Below are 16217 nucleotides of genomic sequence, written 5' to 3'. Positions count from 1 at the left end.
TCGTGATCTTGGGTCATGCCGGGACGGGGACCTTGCCGCCGGGCGAACGGGCCGACCCCGGTATCGCGTCCAGCAGCTCGCGCGTGTAGGCGCTGCCCGGGCGCAGGAACACATCCTCGACGGTGCCGCTGTCGACCTGGCGGCCATTGTGCAGGACCGACACCGTGTCGGAGATCTGGCGGACCACGGCGAGGTCGTGGGAGATGAACAGGTAGGTCAGGCCCAGCTCCTTCTGCAGCTCGTCCAGCAGGGCCAGGATCTGGGCCTGAACGGTGACGTCGAGGGCGGAGACCGCCTCGTCCAGCACCAGCACCTGCGGGTCCAGCACCAGGGCGCGGGCGATGGCGACGCGCTGCCGCTGGCCGCCCGACAGCGCCCGCGGCCGGCGGGTCAGCACGGCCCGGGGCAGGCCGACCCGGTCGAGCATGTCCTGCACCTTGGCCGCCCGCTCGGCCTTCGGCAGCCGGTCGAAGTTCAGCAGCGGTTCCTCGATGATCTCGAAGATGGTCTGGCGCGGATCGAGCGACCCGAACGGGTTCTGGTAGACCAGCTGGATGGTCCGGCGGAACCGGCGCAGCGCCTCGCCCTTCAGGGTCGCGGGATCGGTGCCGTTGATCAGGATGCGGCCCGAGCTGGGCTTCTGGAAGCCGACCACGGCGCGCACCGTGGTGGTCTTGCCCGACCCGGATTCGCCGACCAGGGCGTGGGTGGTGCCGCGCCGCACCGCGAAGGACACGCCGTCGACCGCCCGGAACGGTTCGCCCCGCCGGCCGCCGGACGCGAAGTCCTGGACCAGGGCCTCGACCACGATGGCGTCGTCGGCGCCGGCCTGGGGCCGCGGACCGCGGAATTCGGCCTTGGCCAGGGACGGGGCGTCGGCCAGCAGCTGCCGGGTGTAGGGGCTGCGCGGCGCCGCCAGGACCTCGGCGGTGGGGCCCTGCTCCTGGATGCGGCCGCCCTGCAGCACCACCAGCCGGTCGGCCCGGTCGGCGGCGACGCCGAGGTCATGGGTCACCAGCAGCACCGCGGTGCCGTATTCGCGGCGCAGCTCGTCGATCAGGTCGAGGATGCGGCGCTGCACGGTGACGTCGAGCGCGCTGGTCGGTTCGTCCGCGATGATCAGGGCCGGCTGCAGCGCGATGGCGATGGCGATCAGCACGCGCTGCTTCATGCCGCCCGACAGCTCGTGCGGATACTGCGTCGCCCGCAGCGCCGGGTCGGACAGGCCGACGCGGCCCAGCAGTTCGATCACCCGGGCCCGGTTGGCGACCCGGTCGCCGCGGCGGTGGATGGTCAGGATCTCCTCGACCTGGGCGCCGATGGTCTTGACCGGGTTCAGCGAGCTGCCGGGGTCCTGCGGGATCAGGCTGATCCGGGCACCGCGGATGGCATCGAGCCGCTTCTGCGACCAGCCGGAGATGTCGGTCCCGGCCAGCCGGATGGCGCCGCCGTCCAGCCGGCCGTTCTCGGCCAGCAGGCCGATGACCGCCTGGGCGGTCGTGGTTTTGCCCGAACCGGATTCCCCGACCAGGGCGACGACTTCGCCCGGCAGGATCCGGAAGCTGACCCCGTCGACGACGCGCTGCGCGCCGTTGTGGCCGTCGCGGTAGGAGACGCTGAGGTTCTCGACCTCGAGCACCGGGAGCGCTTCGCCGGTCATGCCGCCTCCCGCCCGAGCGACCGGCCGATGCGGTTGGCCGACAGCACGACCAGCACCACGACCAGCCCCGGCACGGTGGTCAGCCACCATGCGGTGGCGATGTAGTTGCGGCCCTCGGCGATCAGCAGCCCCCATTCCGGGGTCGGTGGCGGGGCGCCGTAGCCGAGGAAGCCGAGGGTCGACAGCCACAGGATGGCAGTGCCGAACTGCAGCGCCGACAGGGCGATCACCGAGGTCAGGGAGTTCGGCAGGATGTGCCGCCACAGCACCGCGCCGAAGCTGCCGCCGCTGCCGAAGGCGGCCTCGACATAGTCGGTCCGCCGCACCCGCACCACCTCGGACCGCGACAGCCGCGCGAACCGCCCGATGGTGGTCAGGCCGACGGCGATCGCCGCGTTCATGGTGCCGAAGCCGAGCAGGATGACGATGCTGAGGCACAGCAGCAGGGCCGGGACCGACAGCAGGACATCGACGATGCGCATGACGACATCGTCGATCCGGCGGCCGGCCGAGCCCGCGACCAGGCCCATCGCGGTCCCGACGATCAGGCCGACGGCCACCGCGACGAAGGCGCCGGACAGCGAGTTCACCGCGCCATGGACGATGCGGGCGAACACGTCCCGGCCCAGCGCATCGGTGCCCAGGATGTGCTTGACGCCGGGCGGGCGCAGCTTCTCGCGCGGGACGCCCGCGATGCCGCTGTAGCTGGTGAACAGGCCGGGGGCGATGGCCCACAGCGCGACGATGGCGATCACCAGCCAGGACAGCAGCAGGCCCGGCTGCAACCGGCCGAGCAGCGGCCGCCGGCGCCGGTCGGCCGGCAGCGCGACCGAGGCGCGGACCTCCAGCCCCTCATCCGAAGGCAGCAGCGTGCGGTCGGCGGTGTGCAGCGTGGTCATGCGGCGGCTCCCAGCCTGGACCTGAGACGGGGGTCGAGCACCGGGACCAGCAGGTCCACGGCCAGGTTGACGGCCACGAACACCGCCGCCGACAGCACGACGACGGCCTGGATCACCGCCGTGTCCTGGTTGCGCACCGCTTGCTCGGTCATGCTGCCCAGGCCGTTCAGCCCGAACACCGTCTCGGTGATCACGGCGCCGGCCAGCAACTCGCCCGACAGCACGCCGGCGATGGTCAGGGTGGGCAGCAGCGCGTTGCGCGCCACATGGCGCCACAGCACCCAGGCCCGCGACGCGCCCTTGGCCCGGGCCACGGCCACGAAGGGATGGGTCAGCACCTCGTCGATGTTGCGCACCAGGATCTGGGCCAGCGGCGCCGAGATCGGGATGGCCAGGGTCACCATCGGCAGGATCAGGCCCTCCCACGGCCCGGGATTGATCACCGGGATCAGCTTCAGCCGGAACGAGAACAGCTGGATCAGCATGATGCCGAGCCAGAAGGTCGGCACCGACACGAACAGCGAGGGCAGGGCCTGGATGGTGGAGCGCAGCCAGGAGAAGGATGCGAGGCTGGACAGGGCGGCGATCGCCACCGCCAGCAGCACGGCCAGCGCGAAGCCGAAGGCGGCCAGGCGGAAGGTCGGCGGCAGGTTGGCCAGCAGGCCGTCGCCGACCGGCACGCCGGCCTGGACCGAATAGCCGAAATCCCCGGTCAGGAAATTGCCCAGCGTGTGCAGGTACTGCGCCCACACCGGGCTGTCGGCGCCGTAGGACTCCCGGATCTCGGCGATCTGGACCGGGCTCAACCCCAGATCCGGGTTCTGGAACTTGATCAGGATCGCGTCGCCCGGCAGGGCCTGCAGCAGGATGAAGGACGCCGTGAAGGCGGCCCACAGCACCACCACCGCCTGTCCGATCCGGCCGAGGAGATAGCGGGTCATGGGAGAGAGCTCGTGGAGACCGTCTCAGCCATGGAATTGCGCGCCATCCGATTGCCTCTCCCGCTTGCGGGAGAGGTCGGGCTCGCGCAGCGAGACCGGGTGAGGGCATCTCGGCCACGAGGCCAGGACCGGTGTTTCAGGACCGGGCGGATCACGCGCTCTCCCGGGGCAGAGCCGTGCTTTCGGCGAGGCCGCGATCCCCTCACCCGGACATCCTTCGGATGTCCGACCTCTCCCGCAAGCGGGAGAGGCAACACGCTTTGTCTTGCCACGTTGAGCATCCGTCGAACCTTCCGCCGCTCAGTGCGCCGCCAGCCAGGCGCCGTAGAAGCTGGGGCGGCCGACCGCCTCGAAGGCGATGCCCTTGGCGTAGGGCGCGCCGGCGAAGGCCTGCGGCTCCTCGAAGATCGGGATGGCATAGGCCTGGTCCAGCACATAGGCCTGGACCTCGGCGACGATCGCCAGCCGCTTGGCCGTGTCCGGCTCGGACGACAGCGCCACCAGCAGGCCGTTCAGCTTGTCGTCGACGAAGCTCTTCACCTTGGTGCTGGCGCCGCCCTTCTGCCGCAGCACGTCGCGGTTGGTCGGGTAGAACTGGCTCTTGATCACGTCGGGGTCGGCGCGGCCGACCATGGCCGGGGACACCGGCGTCTTCTCCGGGTCGAGATTGTCGACGATGGCGCTGCCGGCATCGCCGGCCAGCACGTTCAGCTTGACCCCGACGCGGCCCCATTGCTGGGCCACCAGCTGCAGCGTCTCCTTGTTCTGCGGCTGGGGCAGGGATTCATAGGCGGTCAGCACCAGCTCGCGCCCGTCCTTCTGGCGCAGCCCGTCGGCGCCGACGGTCCAGCCGGCCTCGTCGAGCAGCCGCTTCGCCTCGCCCTCGTCATGGGTCAGCTTGGCCGACAGGTCGACATAGCCCTGCGCCGTCGAGGCGATGACCGAGGTCGCCTTCGGATAGTTGTCGGAGAACAGGGTGCCGACGATCTCGTCGGCGTCGGTGGCGTGCAGCAGCGCCTGGCGCACCCGCACATCCGCCACCAGCGGATTGTCCGGCCGGAACACCACGCTGTTGTTCACGCCGCGGGTCGGCGCGGCATAGACGAGGTAGCCCTGGTCCTTCACCTGCGGCTCGTCATAGGCCTGGACCTGGCGGATGAAATCGGCCTGGCCGGCCAGCAGCGCGCCGATCCGGACGCTGTCCTCCGGCGTCACGATCAGCTTGATGCCGTCGAGATAGGCGCGGCCCTGATGCGCCAGCGGCGCCGGGCCCCAATTGTAGTCCGCCCGGGCCTTGAAGGTCAGTTCCTTGCCCAGGGTCTCGCTCTCGACCACGAAGGGGCCGGACCCGATGATCCTGGTCGCGTCGCCCAGCTCCTCGAACGGCCGCGCCAGGGTGGCCAGCGAGACGAGGCCGGAGCCGATCACCGATGTGCCCTGCAGGAAGCCCGGCGACGGCTTCTTGAAGAAGAAGCGCACCGTGTGCGCGTCGACCACCTCGCTGTGGTCGTAGTTGTTGATCACCTCCGACACCGGCTGCTTCAGGGCGGCATTGCCCTTGCCGTAGGTGTCGAAGTTCTTCGCCACCGCATTGGCGTCCAGCGGCGTGCCGTCGGAGAAGGTGACACCGTCGCGGATCTTGAAGGTATATTCGGTGGCGTCGGCGTTGACGGTCCAGGATTCCGCGATCCAGGGCTCGATCTTCAGCGTCTTCGGATCCTGCCAGGTCAGCTTGTCGGTGATCTGGTTCAGCACGCCGCCATTCGGATAGAACCCGCCCGCCGGGGGATACAGGTTGGTGTGGGGCTGCTGCTCGAGATAGACCAGCGTGCCGCCGGTGACCGGCGTGTCCGCATCGCCGGCGGCCGATGACGGGGCCGCGAGCAGCATCGTCGACAGCAGGGCGGCGACAGCTCCGGCGGTGGTTCTGAGACGGTGGTTGATCGGCACGATGGTCCCCCTCATCGCCGGACTCGGCGCTGCGATTTCCGCAAGAAAAATATGTGTATCAGCCGCGTGTGATGTGCCGAGTCCCGCCTTTGATCCGGCGATTGCCCGAAACAACGAGAGATAGATACTATTAGATATAATTTACCATGCAAGAAAAGTTTATAACCAATATATACATATTAATAGTGTTATTTATGATGAAGCGAAGCCGCAGGCGAGCCGGGGCTTCGCCCTGCGGACGGCTTTATCTTGCGGTGCGTTCAGGTCGCCGTTGTGGCGCCTTGCACCGCGCGGCGCAGGGCCGCCCGGGCCAGCAGGCGGGTGGAATCGAGCGTCGGCAACGGCGAGTTCCCGTCGTTCATGATCAGCGGGATCTCGGTGCAGCCCAGGATGACCGCGTCGCAGCCTTGGTCCTTCATCCGCCCGATCACCCGCTGGAAGGCGGCGACCGCCTCGGGCTTCAGCACGCCATAGACCAGCTCGTCCATGATGATGCGGTTGGTCTCGTCGCGCTCGGCGTCGGTGGGGCGCAGGAACTCCAGCCCCACCGCCGTCAGCTTGTCCGGATAGACCTCGCTGTCGACCAGCCAGCGGGTGCCGGTGACGCCGAGGCGCCGGAAGCCGCGCGCCACGGCCTCGTCGGCGACGACCTCGGCGATATGCAGCCAGGGCAGGGGCGACCGCGGCAGGACGTCGGGCATCGCCTGGTGGATGGTGTTGTCCGGGCAGATCAGGAAGTCCGCGCCGGCCCTGGCCAGCCTGGCCGCCGAGTCCAGCATCAGCGCGGCCACGCCCTGCCGGTCGCCGCGTTCGAGGCAGGCGACATAGTCGGCCAGCGACGGCGTGTGCATCGAGATCTCAGGGTGGGCGTGCGGGCCGAGCAATTGCGCGCCCTCGGCGCAGATGGTGCGGTAGCACAGCGCCGCGCCTTCGGCGGAGCAGCCCACGATGCCGATGTGGTCGGGCATGACGGTCGGGTTCCATGAGGCGGAGTGGGGCCGCGCGGCCGCGGCGGACGTCCCATGGAGTATCGCCGAGGCCGGCGGGGCTTTCCAGTCCGCTCCCCCTCTACGGTCCCGACCCCCACTTCCTGCGGAACCGGGCGGAGGCGTCCTGCAGGATGGCGCCGCCATGCCCGAAGCAGGCGATCTGGAAATCCAGCGCCGCCAGCCGGCCCAGGCTGCGTCTGCCCTCCTCGAGATCCTCGTATCCCAGGCTCAGGCCCAGGCCCGGCAGGTTGCTGCAGGCGTCGGCCGCGAACAGCACGCCGCCATGCTGCGGCCACAGGAACGCCAGCTGTCCGGCGCAGTGGCCGGGAACGTGGATCGCCGTCAGGCCCCCGGCGATCGGCAGGGTCTCGCCGTCGCGGACCTGGTGTTCGACGGTGGCCGGCGCGATCGCGTCGACCGGCCGGACAAACAGCCGGAACATCAGGCCGGTCAGCCGGCCCGGCGCCGCGTGGACGGCACGGAACCCGGTCCCGGCGATCGCAATCGGGGCATCGAGCGGGTGCATGTAGGCCACCGCCCCGGTCGCCCCCTTCAGCACGGCGAGGCTGCCGATGTGGTCGGGATGGGCGTGGGTCAGGACGATGTGGCGGAGATCGGATGGCTGCTTCCCGATCTGCCGCATCGCCCGCAGGATCCTGTCCGCGCTGCCCGGGAAGCCGGTGTCGATCAGGGTGCAGCCCCTGCACGAATCGAGCAGGAAGGTGTTCACCGCGCCGACGGGAATGGCGTAGAGGCCGGGCGCGATCAGCTTGGGCGCCATGGTCTCTCAGCCGCAGCATCCCGACTCGCCGCCGTCCTGCCTGGATCGGCCTCGATCATTCAGCCGCCGAACGCATCTGGGCGCGGCGCGGCGCCTCGGCCGGCTGTTCGTTCGACGCGTCGGGCGCCGTGGCTTCCGAGCGGTCATAGGTGCCGAGGCCGATCGCCATGGCGTAGGTCCGGCGCTGCTTGGCGTAGTTCGGGGCGATCATGGGATAGGTGGCCGGCAGCCCCCAGCGCTGGCGATAGGCCTCCGGGGTCAGGTTGTATGTGGCCAGCAGGTAGCGCTTCAGCAGCTTCCGCTTCCGGCCGTCCTCGAGGCAGATGATGTAGTCCGGCATCACCGACTTCTTCACGGGCACTGCGGGCTTCAGCTGGTTCGAGGCCGGTCGGGCCGTCGTATCGAGGTCGTGGAGCGCGTCATGGACCTGGCGGATGACGTCCGGAAGATCCCGGCTCGAGACCTTGTTGTGCGAGAGATAGGCGGTGACGATCTGGGTGGTGAGGGGCCGCATCTTGTCTGTCGCCTGGGTTTCACCGGCAGCGAGCTGGTTGTCGTTCATCAACATTCTCCACGGGAGATGGGCAAAGTCTGGATCGGCTCGGACGAACCCGCTCGTGGACTAGGCGAAGTCCTCGACGAGACGGGGCTCCCTGCGGTCCCGGCGCTCTGTCTCCAGGTCCTTGGTCGGACCCGGCATCCCGACCGGTTCACCAGCGAACACTACGGGAGGTGGCCCCTGGGAGAATGTCTGTGGGGTTTATTTTTGTTACGTTTTGTGTCCGATGTTTCAGTCTGTAACGAAGCGCGGCGGTTCGGTGTCCGCGATCAGGTGCGGCTGAGGTCCTCGATGACCTCGGAAACCCGGCGCCAGGCGTGGCTCAGCTCGATGTCGCCGTTATCCAGCGCCCGGGCCGCCAGCTGTACCGCGGCGCTGCCGGCCTGCCCGCCGTCCATCGCCATCAGCAGGCGGGCGCAGGCGACGGTGTCGCTGTGGTCCCGCCAAGCCGGATCGACGGTCATCGCGTGGCCTCCGCGCTGCTGGCCGGTGCCGGCAATGTGATGCGGACGGTCAGGCCGGCGGGGTGACGTTCCAGCAGGGATATGTCGCCGCCATGGCCCTTCACCACGTCCCGCGCGATCGAAAGGCCCAGGCCGAAGCCGTCGCCCGCCGCCCGCGCGTCGTCGGCCTTGAAGAAGGGTTCGAACACCCGGTCGCGCAGCTCGGCCCGGATGCCGGGGCCGTCATCCGAGACCTCGATCTCGGCCGTCCCGTCGGCGCCGACCGCGAGGGCCACGGTCACCGACGAGCCATGCTTGACGCCGTTCTCCACCACATTGGTCACGGCCCGGGTCAGCGCGCTGGGCCGGCAGGTCCAGGTCAGCCGGCCGGGCCCGCTGTAGGACACGGCATGGCCGACATCGGCGAAGTCGGAGCAGACGGTCTGCAGCAGGCTCGGCAGGTCGGCGCGCGACATGCATTCGGACCGGCCATCCTGCCGCAGATAGTCCAGGGTCTCGTCCAGCATGCGGCTGACCCGCCCGATGTCATGCAGCATGGCGTCGCGCAGGCGCCGGTCCGCCACCCGCTCCGCCCGCAGCCGCAGGCGGGTCAGGGGGGTGCGCAGGTCGTGGCTGATGGCGGCCAGCATGCGCATGCGGTCGTCGAGCAGGGCGCGGATGCGGGTTCGCATCTCGTTGAGCGCGTCGGCGACCCGGACGATCTCGCGCGGCCCCTTGCGGCGCACCGCCTGGTCCTGGTCGGGGAACCGGCCGAAGGATTGCGTGGCGGCGGCGACGGCGGAGAGCGGCGCGATGATCCAGCGCACGGCGTAGACGGAGAGCAGCAGGACGACGACCAGCAGCGTGATCGAGGTCAGGGCGGTCGGCCCCAGGACGAAGTGCCAGAGGTTGGGTCGCCGCGGCGCCTCGAAGACCAGGGCGCTGCCGTCGCTGATCCGGACCGCCAGTTGGCGGCCGCCCTGTCCCGGGTGCCGGACCACCTCGATCACGTCGTTGCCGCGATCGAGCCCTGGCTCGCGGGCCTCCAGCTCCGGCAGGCCGGGCAGGTCGGCGCGGGGCAGGGTCTCGAACTCGCCCGGCGGGACCTGGGTGACCTGGACGCCAGCGCGCCGGGCGGTGGCGATGATCACGGCCACATCGGCCGGGGTCTCCGCCGCCTGGGCCAGCTGTGCGATCTGTGCGATCCGGACGACCGGGCGGTCCCGAGACGATGGCCCGCCGGTGACCACGAAGGTGGCCGTCGCGGTCAGCACCGTGCCGATCAGCACGGAGAGCGTGACGATGCCGGTGATCTGGGTGGTGATGCTGCGGGGAATCAGGCGATCCGGAAACCGCATCAGCCCTCCTTCACGGTCGGGGTGAAGACATAGCCCCCCAGACGTACGGTCTTGATCAGCGTGGGGTCGCGCGGATCCGGCTCGATCTTCTGGCGGATGCGGCTGACATGGACGTCGATGCTGCGTTCGATCGGGCCCGACGCGCCGGAATGGACCAGCTCCAGCAGCTGCTCGCGCGACAGCACCCGGCCGGGGTTGCGGCACAGCACCAGCAGCAGGTCGAACTCCATGCTGGTCATGGCCACCCTGACGCCGTCCGGGTCGTGCAGCTGCCGCAGCGCGGCGTCGATCCGCCATCCGGCGAAACCCAGCGGCCGGGCGCGGCTGCGGACGGCTGTGTGCCCGCCCTGGGCGCGGCGCAACAGGGCGCGGATGCGCGCCATCAGCTCGCGCGAGTTGAACGGCTTGGGCACATAGTCGTCGGCGCCGATCTCCAGCCCGATGATCCGGTCGATGTCCTCGCCGCGCGCCGTCACCATGATGATCGGGACCTCCGACGCCGCCCGCAGCCGGCGGCAGATGCTCAGCCCGTCCTCGCCCGGCAGCATGATGTCGAGCACGATCAGGTCCACCGTCTTGCGGGCCAGGAACGCATCCATGTCGACTGCCGAACCCACCGAGGAGGCGATGAACCCGCTCTCGGACAGCACGTCGGTCAGCATCCGCGAGATCTCGGGATCGTCCTCGACCAGCAGGATGTGCGGTTTCGCGGCAGGTCGGGTCGAACGGACGGGCGCCATGGCGTCGCTTGGCTTGACTGTCGGGATGAGGGGAAAGGCTTCGAGGCTGGCCCATTGTCGGTGCCGCACTGCCCCGCGTCACGTGATGTTGTGTGTCTTTTTGTTTCCGCCGCACCAGTGGTTTCGGGATAGTGAGCCGATTGGGAAACCAATGCTTGCGACGGCCAGGCCGGGCTGATAGTTAGCTGATATAGAAACTGTTCAGCCGGGAGCCGGACCATGGCACTGACGCTGTACCTCCATCCGCTGGCCTCGTTCTGCCACAAGGTCCTGATCGCGCTGTACGAGAACGGCACGCCCTTCGAGGGCCGGATCGTCGACAAGCTGGACGAGGCGTCCGCAGCGGAATTCACCGCCGTCTGGCCGGTCGGCAAGTTTCCGGTGCTGCGCGACGAGGCCCGTGGCCAGATGATCCCGGAAACCAGCATCATCATCGAGTATCTCGACCGCCATCACCGCGGCCCGGTGCCGCTGCTGCCCGACGATCCCGACCTGGCCCTGCAGGCGCGGCTGTGGGATCGGTTCTTCGATCTCTACGTCCAGGGGCCGATGCAGAAGCTGGTGACCGATCTGCGGCGGCCGGACGGGCAGAAGGACCCCCAGGGCGTCGCCGAGGCGAAGGCGACGCTGGCCACCGCCTACGATGTGATCGAACGGCAGCTGGAAACGGGGCCCTGGGCGATCGGCGAGGCATTCAGCATCGCCGACTGCGCCGCCACCCCGGCGCTGTTCTACGCCGGCACCCTGGTGCCCTTCGCCGCGAGCCATCCGCGGACGGCCGCCTATTTCGAGCGCCTGGTGGCGCGGCCCTCGGTGGTCCGCACCCTCAGGGAGGCGCGGCCCTACTTCCATTTCTACCCGGCATACGACGCCATCCCGGCGCGGTTCCTCGCGGATTGAGCCGGGTGCCGTGACTCCGGACCCGCTCGACCGCCTGTTCCACGCGCTGTCGGACCCGACCCGCCGCGGCATGGTCGACCGGCTGAGCCGGGGGCCGGCTTCAGTGAAGGAGCTGGCGCGGCCGCTGGCCATGGCGCTGCCGTCGGTGCTGAAGCACCTGCATGTGCTCGAGGCCGGCGGCATCGTGCTGTCGGAGAAGGCCGGCCGGGTGCGGACCTACCGGATCGAGGCCGCGGCTTTGGCCCTGATCGAGGGCTGGGTGGCCGACCGCCGGGCCTCCTGGAATGGTCGCTTCGATCGTCTCGACCGCTATCTCGCCGACCACCCCGACGACCCTGGAGCCCAGGAATGACCATCCGATCCGTCGCCCACGAGACCTTCGTCATCGAGCGCAGCCTGGCCGCCCCGCCGCGCCGTGTCTTCGCCGCCTGGGCGAATGCCGAGGCCAAGCGCAGCTGGTTCGCCTGCCACGACGATTGGGCCGGGGTCGAATACAGCCTCGATTTCCGCGTCGGCGGGACCGAGCTGAACCGGGTCGCCCCGCCGGGCCACCCCGACCATCTCTACCAGGCGCGGTTCCTCGACATCGTTGCCGACCAGCGCATCGTCTACGCCTATGACATGCAGGTTGGGCAGACGCGGATCTCGGTATCGCTGGCGACCGTCGTCCTTGAACCGTCCGCCGCCGGCACCGCGATGACCTTCACCGAGCAGGTGGTGTTCCTCGATGGCTACCCCGACCAGGGCAGCCGGCGACGTGGAACCGAGGAGGGGCTGGACCGGCTGGCGCTGTTCGTGCGGCAGGCGGGGCCGGCCCGCCAGTAGGTCACCCCGCCGCGGCGCTCCATTTCGCGTCGGGTACCACCACCAGCTTGCCGACGAAGCCCTTGGCGATGAAATCGGCCTGGGCGCGGCGGAAGTCGGACAGGCGGTAGATGCCGCCGACCAGGGGCTTGAGCTTGCCGTCCTCGATATAGCGCACCAGCCGCCGGAACGCGCCGCGGGTGCCCTGGGACGAGCCGTGCAGCTCGAGGTGCTTCAGATACATCGTCCGCAGGTCGAGCTGCACCACCGGGCCGGCGATGGCGCCGGCGGTGGTGTAGCGCCCCTCCGGCCGCAGGATGCGCAGCAGGTCGTTGAACATGGCACCGCCGACCAGATCGGCGACGACGTCGATCGGCCGGCCCTTGGTCGCGGCCTCCACCGCTGAGACCAGGTCGCCGGCGTCGCGGGTGATCACGGCTTCGGCACCGATCGCTGCCACCGCATCCTCCTTGCCGCGCCCGACCACGGCATAGGGGATGGCGCCGCGGGCCCGGCACAGCTGGACGATGCCGGAGCCGACGCCGCCGGAGGCACCGGTGACCAGCACCCGCTCGCCCGCCGCCACCCGGGCTCGGTCCAGCATGTGCTCGCCGGTCAGGTAGGCGCAGCAGAAGGTGGCCAGCTCGACATCGGTCATCGGTGTGTCGACGCGATGGGCGTGATCGGCCGGAACGGTCATGTAGTCGGCATAGCCGCCGTCGCGGCCGTGGCCGATGTAGTCGATGTCGGCCAGGCTGTCGTCATCGCGGTTGTAGATGCTGAAATCGACCATCACCCGTTCACCGATCCGCCCGGCGGGCACGCCGGGGCCGACCGCGGCGATGCGGCCGACCGCGTCGGTGCCCTGGATCCGCGGGAAGGTCAGGGTCGACCGTTCGCCGCGGCCGCGCCAGCTCGACACCGCGTCCGGATCGGCCTCGGTGCCATAGGCGCCTTCGCGGACCCAGACATCGGTGTTGTTCATGCCGCAGGCCGAGACCGCGATCAGCACCTCGCCGGCGGCCGGCCTCGGCACCGGCACGTCGCTGCGATGGACCAGCTTGTCCGGCCCGCCATGGCCGGTCAGGACCACGGCGTGCATGGTGGCGGGGATGGTTTCGGCGATCATGACGTCCCTCCCGTTCACAGCTCTCTGGACACCGCCTCGACCGCGCCGGCGACGGCCTTGACCACGATGTCGGCCTCGTCGCGGGTCAGGCACAGCGGCGGGGCGAGGCCCAGGATGTCGCCCTGGGGCATGGCGCGGGTGATGACGCCGCGGGCCAGCGTCGCCGCATAGATCCGCGGGCCGATCTTCAGCGCCGGGTCGAACGCCACCCGGTCGTCCTTGTCGGCGCTGAACTCCACCGCCGCCGCCAGGCCTTCGCCGCGCACGTCGCCGACGATGCGCTGCCCGGCCAGGGCATCGGCCAGGGACTGCCGGAAATAGGCGCCGGTCTCCCGCGCGTTCTCGACCAGGCCCAGGCTGTCGACCAGCTCCAGATTGGCGACTGCGGCGGCGGTGCACAGCGGGTGCGAGGAATAGGTCCAGCCATGGCCGATGGCGCCCAGCGCGTCGGAGCCCTTCTCCAGGATCTTCCAGACCTTCTCCGACACGATCACGCCGGATAGGGGCGCATAGGCCGAGGTCAGGCCCTTGGCGATGGTGATCAGGTCCGGCTTGATGCCGTAATGGTCGGACCCGAACATCGAGCCGAGGCGGCCGAAGCCGGTGATGACCTCGTCGGCGATCAGCAGCACGTCGTATCTGGCCAGGACCGCCTGGATCTTCTCCCAATAGCCTGATGGCGGCGGCACCAGCCCGCCGGTGCCGAGCATCGGCTCGCCGATGAAGGCGGCCACCGTCTCCGGCCCCTCGGCCAGGATCATCTCTTCCAGCTTGTCGGCGCAGGCTTGGGAGAACTGCTCCTCACTCTGCGATCGGTCCTGGCGGCCGTAATAGTAGGGGGCCTCGGTGTGCCGCACTTGGGTCAGCGGCAGGTCGAAGGCCTTGTGGAACACCTCCAGCCCGGTCAGGCTGCCGGTCATCAGGCCGGAGCCGTGATAGCCGCGCCAGCGCGAGATGATCTTCTTCTTCTCCGGCCGCCCCAGGACGTTGTTCACGTACCAGACCAGCTTGATGTTGGTCTCGTTGGCGTCGGAGCCGGACAGGCCGAAGAACACCCGCGACATGCCGGCGGGGGCCCGGTCGATGATCATCTTGGCCAGCTGGATCGACGGCTCGCTGCCATGGCCGACATAGGCATGGTAGTAGGCCAGCTTCTGCGCCTGCGCGGCGATCGCATCGGCGATCTCGCGGCGGCCATAGCCGACATTGACGCAGTACAGGCCGGCGAAGGCATCCAGGCTGCGCTTGCCGTCGCGGTCGGTGATGTAGACGCCTTCGCCGCCGGTGATGATCCGGTTCGGCGTCTCGCCCCGCGCATGGGCCGCCATATGGGTCGAGGGATGGAAGAAATGGTCGCGATCCCAGGCGTCGAGTTCGTTGCCGCGAAGGGCCATCGGAAGTCTCCTCAGTAAAAGAGTGCTGCTTGGACAGACGAGCCCGTCAAAATCGTCATTGCGAGGAGACGAAGTCGACGAAGCAATCCATGGCGCCGCCTGGCATGGATTGCTTCGCTGCGCTCGCAATGACGATCTTTCATGGGTTCAGGCCGCGTCGAGGCAGAGGTATTTCAGCTCGGTGAAGGCTTCGATGCCGTGGCGCGAGCCTTCGCGGCCGAGGCCGGACTGCTTGGTGCCGCCGAACGGGATCGGGGCGCCGGTGATCTTCACCCGGTTGATCGCGACCATGCCATAGTCCAGCGCCCGGCCCAGCCGCAGCATGCGGGCGCCGTCGCGGGTGACGACGTATGCGACCAGGCCGTATTCGGTGTCGTTGGCGCGGGCGACGACCTCGTCTTCGCTGTCGAACGGGACGACGGCGGCGACCGGGGCGAAGGTCTCCTCGCGCATGATCGCGGCGCTGTCCGGCACATCGGCCAGCACGGTCGGTGCGAAGAACAGCGGGCCGGCGGCATGGACCCCACCGCCGGTCAGGCAGCGGGCGCCCTGCGCCACCGCGTCCGCCACCTGGGCCGCCGCCTTGGCCACGGCGCGATCGTGCATCAGCGGCCCGATCTCGGTTTCGGAATTGAGGCCGTTGCCGACCTTGAGCGTGGCGACCCGGGCCGCGAAGGCCTGGCAGAAGGCGGCGTAGACCGGCCGTTCGACATAGATCCGGTTGGCCGCCAAGCAGTCCTGGCCCGAAGTGGCGAATTTGGCATCGACCGCGATCGACACGGCGCGGTCGAGATCGGCATCGGCGAAGACGATCAGGGGCGCGTGGCCGCCCAGCTCCAGCTGCAGCCGCTTGATCGTCGGGGCGCAGCGTTCGGCGATCAGCCGGCCGATCTCGGTCGACCCGGTGAAGCTCACGGCCCGCACCCGCTTGTCGGCGCACAGGCGGCCGACGATCGGCTCCGGGTCGCCGGTGACGACGTTGAACACCCCGGCCGGGATGCTCGCCCGCTCCGCCAGCTCGGCCAGGGCCAGGGCAGAAAGCGGGGTCTGCGACGACGGATGCGCCACCACGGTGCAGCCGGCGGCCAGGGCGGCCGCGGCCTTGCGGGTCAGCATGGCGCAGGGGAAGTTCCAGGGGGTGGCGACGCCGACCACGCCCAGCGCCTCGCGCCGCACCATCATCTCGGCGCCGGGCAGGTGGCTGGTGACGGATTCGACGTTCAGGCGCTTCGCCTCCTCGGCGAACCACTCGACGAAGCCGGCACCGTAATCGATCTCACCGCGGGATTCCGCCAGCGGCTTGCCCTGCTCCAGGGTCATCAGCAGGGCCAGGTCTTCCCTGGCCGCCAGGATGCGGTCGAACCAGTTGCGCAGCCGGGCAGCGCGCTCTTGCGGCAGCAGCGCCCGCCAGGCGGGAAAGGCGGCCTGGGCGGCGACGATGGCGCGGTCCGTCTCCGCCGCGCCCAGCCGGGCGACGCGGGCAATGGCGATGCCGGTGGCGGGATCGGTGACCTCGAACACGGCGCCGCTCGGCGCCGCGGTCCAGCGGCCATCGACATAGGCCATCTCGCGCAGCAGCCGGCGGTCGGTCAGGCGGCCCAGCGCCTCATGCTGGCTGGGCCGGGTGGCGAGGGCGGTCATGGGCGGGCCTCCGTCAAGGGCGAGGCCTG

At 69.7% G+C, this 16217-nt stretch carries 16 protein-coding genes; 3 read left to right on the top strand and 13 right to left on the bottom strand.

The annotated features are described in order from the left end of the window. Nucleotides 1-13: 13 nt before the first annotated feature. From E9232_RS07540 to E9232_RS07495, 10 genes are all read right to left on the bottom strand, one after another. Nucleotides 14-1660, bottom strand: coding sequence for a dipeptide ABC transporter ATP-binding protein (locus tag E9232_RS07540; RefSeq protein ID WP_309793110.1), 1647 nt, complete (start codon nt 1658-1660; stop codon nt 14-16). Further along, the gene (locus tag E9232_RS07535; protein ID WP_309793109.1) at nt 1657-2559 is read right to left on the bottom strand and encodes an ABC transporter permease; all 903 of its coding nucleotides are present in this window, start codon (nt 2557-2559) and stop codon (nt 1657-1659) included. The genes E9232_RS07540 and E9232_RS07535 overlap by 4 nt, the downstream gene beginning before the upstream one ends. Beyond that, entirely contained in the window at nt 2556-3500 is a 945-nt protein-coding gene (locus E9232_RS07530; protein ID WP_309793108.1) for an ABC transporter permease, read from the bottom strand. Before E9232_RS07530 ends, E9232_RS07535 begins: the two co-directional genes overlap by 4 nt. A 300-nt stretch (nt 3501-3800) precedes the next feature. Further along, complete coding sequence (locus E9232_RS07525) at nt 3801-5465, bottom strand: TIGR04028 family ABC transporter substrate-binding protein (RefSeq protein WP_309793107.1); 1665 nt, start codon at nt 5463-5465, stop codon at nt 3801-3803. Between the two features lie 245 nt (nt 5466-5710). Then, nucleotides 5711-6418, bottom strand: a complete 708-nt coding sequence (locus tag E9232_RS07520; protein WP_309793105.1) for an aspartate/glutamate racemase family protein — start codon at nt 6416-6418, stop codon at nt 5711-5713. A 100-nt stretch (nt 6419-6518) separates the two neighbouring features. After that, nucleotides 6519-7220 carry an MBL fold metallo-hydrolase gene (locus E9232_RS07515; RefSeq protein ID WP_309793102.1) on the bottom strand — a complete coding sequence of 234 codons (702 nt, stop codon included), beginning with the start codon at nt 7218-7220 and terminating at the stop codon, nt 6519-6521. 55 nt (nt 7221-7275) lie between these two features. After that, nucleotides 7276-7782 carry a Ros/MucR family transcriptional regulator gene (locus E9232_RS07510; protein ID WP_309793101.1) on the bottom strand — a complete coding sequence of 169 codons (507 nt, stop codon included), beginning with the start codon at nt 7780-7782 and terminating at the stop codon, nt 7276-7278. Nucleotides 7783-8048: 266 nt separating this feature from the next. Then, on the bottom strand, nt 8049-8243 hold the full coding sequence (locus tag E9232_RS07505; RefSeq protein ID WP_309793100.1) for a hypothetical protein: 195 nt from the start codon (nt 8241-8243) through the stop codon (nt 8049-8051). Further along, nucleotides 8240-9580 (bottom strand): ATP-binding protein, encoded by a 1341-nt coding sequence (locus E9232_RS07500; protein WP_309793099.1) that lies wholly within the window; start codon nt 9578-9580, stop codon nt 8240-8242. Before E9232_RS07500 ends, E9232_RS07505 begins: the two co-directional genes overlap by 4 nt. After that, a complete protein-coding gene (locus E9232_RS07495) occupies nt 9580-10320 on the bottom strand; it encodes a response regulator (protein WP_309793097.1) in 741 nt (246 codons plus the stop codon). Before E9232_RS07495 ends, E9232_RS07500 begins: the two co-directional genes overlap by 1 nt. Before the next feature lie 219 nt (nt 10321-10539). Between E9232_RS07495 and E9232_RS07490 the strand changes: the two genes are divergently transcribed. From E9232_RS07490 to E9232_RS07480, 3 genes are read left to right on the top strand one after another with little or no spacing between them, the layout of a single operon-like run. Continuing rightward, nucleotides 10540-11220 (top strand): glutathione S-transferase family protein, encoded by a 681-nt coding sequence (locus tag E9232_RS07490; protein WP_309793096.1) that lies wholly within the window; start codon nt 10540-10542, stop codon nt 11218-11220. A gap of 10 nt (nt 11221-11230) precedes the next feature. Continuing rightward, entirely contained in the window at nt 11231-11572 is a 342-nt protein-coding gene (locus tag E9232_RS07485) for an ArsR/SmtB family transcription factor (RefSeq protein ID WP_309793094.1), read from the top strand. After that, nucleotides 11569-12045 (top strand): SRPBCC family protein, encoded by a 477-nt coding sequence (locus E9232_RS07480; RefSeq protein ID WP_309793093.1) that lies wholly within the window; start codon nt 11569-11571, stop codon nt 12043-12045. The genes E9232_RS07485 and E9232_RS07480 overlap by 4 nt, the downstream gene beginning before the upstream one ends. A gap of 1 nt (nt 12046) precedes the next feature. Here the strand turns inward: E9232_RS07480 and E9232_RS07475 are convergent, their stop codons facing one another. The 3 genes from E9232_RS07475 to E9232_RS07465 all read right to left on the bottom strand — a co-directional run bounded on the left by E9232_RS07475 (nt 12047) and on the right by E9232_RS07465 (nt 16188). Continuing rightward, nucleotides 12047-13153 (bottom strand): alcohol dehydrogenase family protein, encoded by a 1107-nt coding sequence (locus tag E9232_RS07475; RefSeq protein ID WP_309793092.1) that lies wholly within the window; start codon nt 13151-13153, stop codon nt 12047-12049. Nucleotides 13154-13167: 14 nt separating this feature from the next. Next, a complete protein-coding gene (locus E9232_RS07470; RefSeq protein ID WP_309793090.1) occupies nt 13168-14547 on the bottom strand; it encodes an aspartate aminotransferase family protein in 1380 nt (459 codons plus the stop codon). Between the two features lie 147 nt (nt 14548-14694). Then, the gene (locus E9232_RS07465) at nt 14695-16188 is read right to left on the bottom strand and encodes an NAD-dependent succinate-semialdehyde dehydrogenase (protein WP_309793089.1); all 1494 of its coding nucleotides are present in this window, start codon (nt 16186-16188) and stop codon (nt 14695-14697) included. Nucleotides 16189-16217 lie beyond the last annotated feature (29 nt).

Origin of the sequence: Inquilinus ginsengisoli (assembly GCF_031453975.1) — a bacterium.
Lineage (GTDB): Bacteria > Pseudomonadota > Alphaproteobacteria > DSM-16000 > Inquilinaceae > Inquilinus > Inquilinus ginsengisoli_A.
The sequence above is the reverse complement of the archived record's forward strand: the minus strand, read 5'-3'. Positions and strand labels throughout refer to the sequence as shown.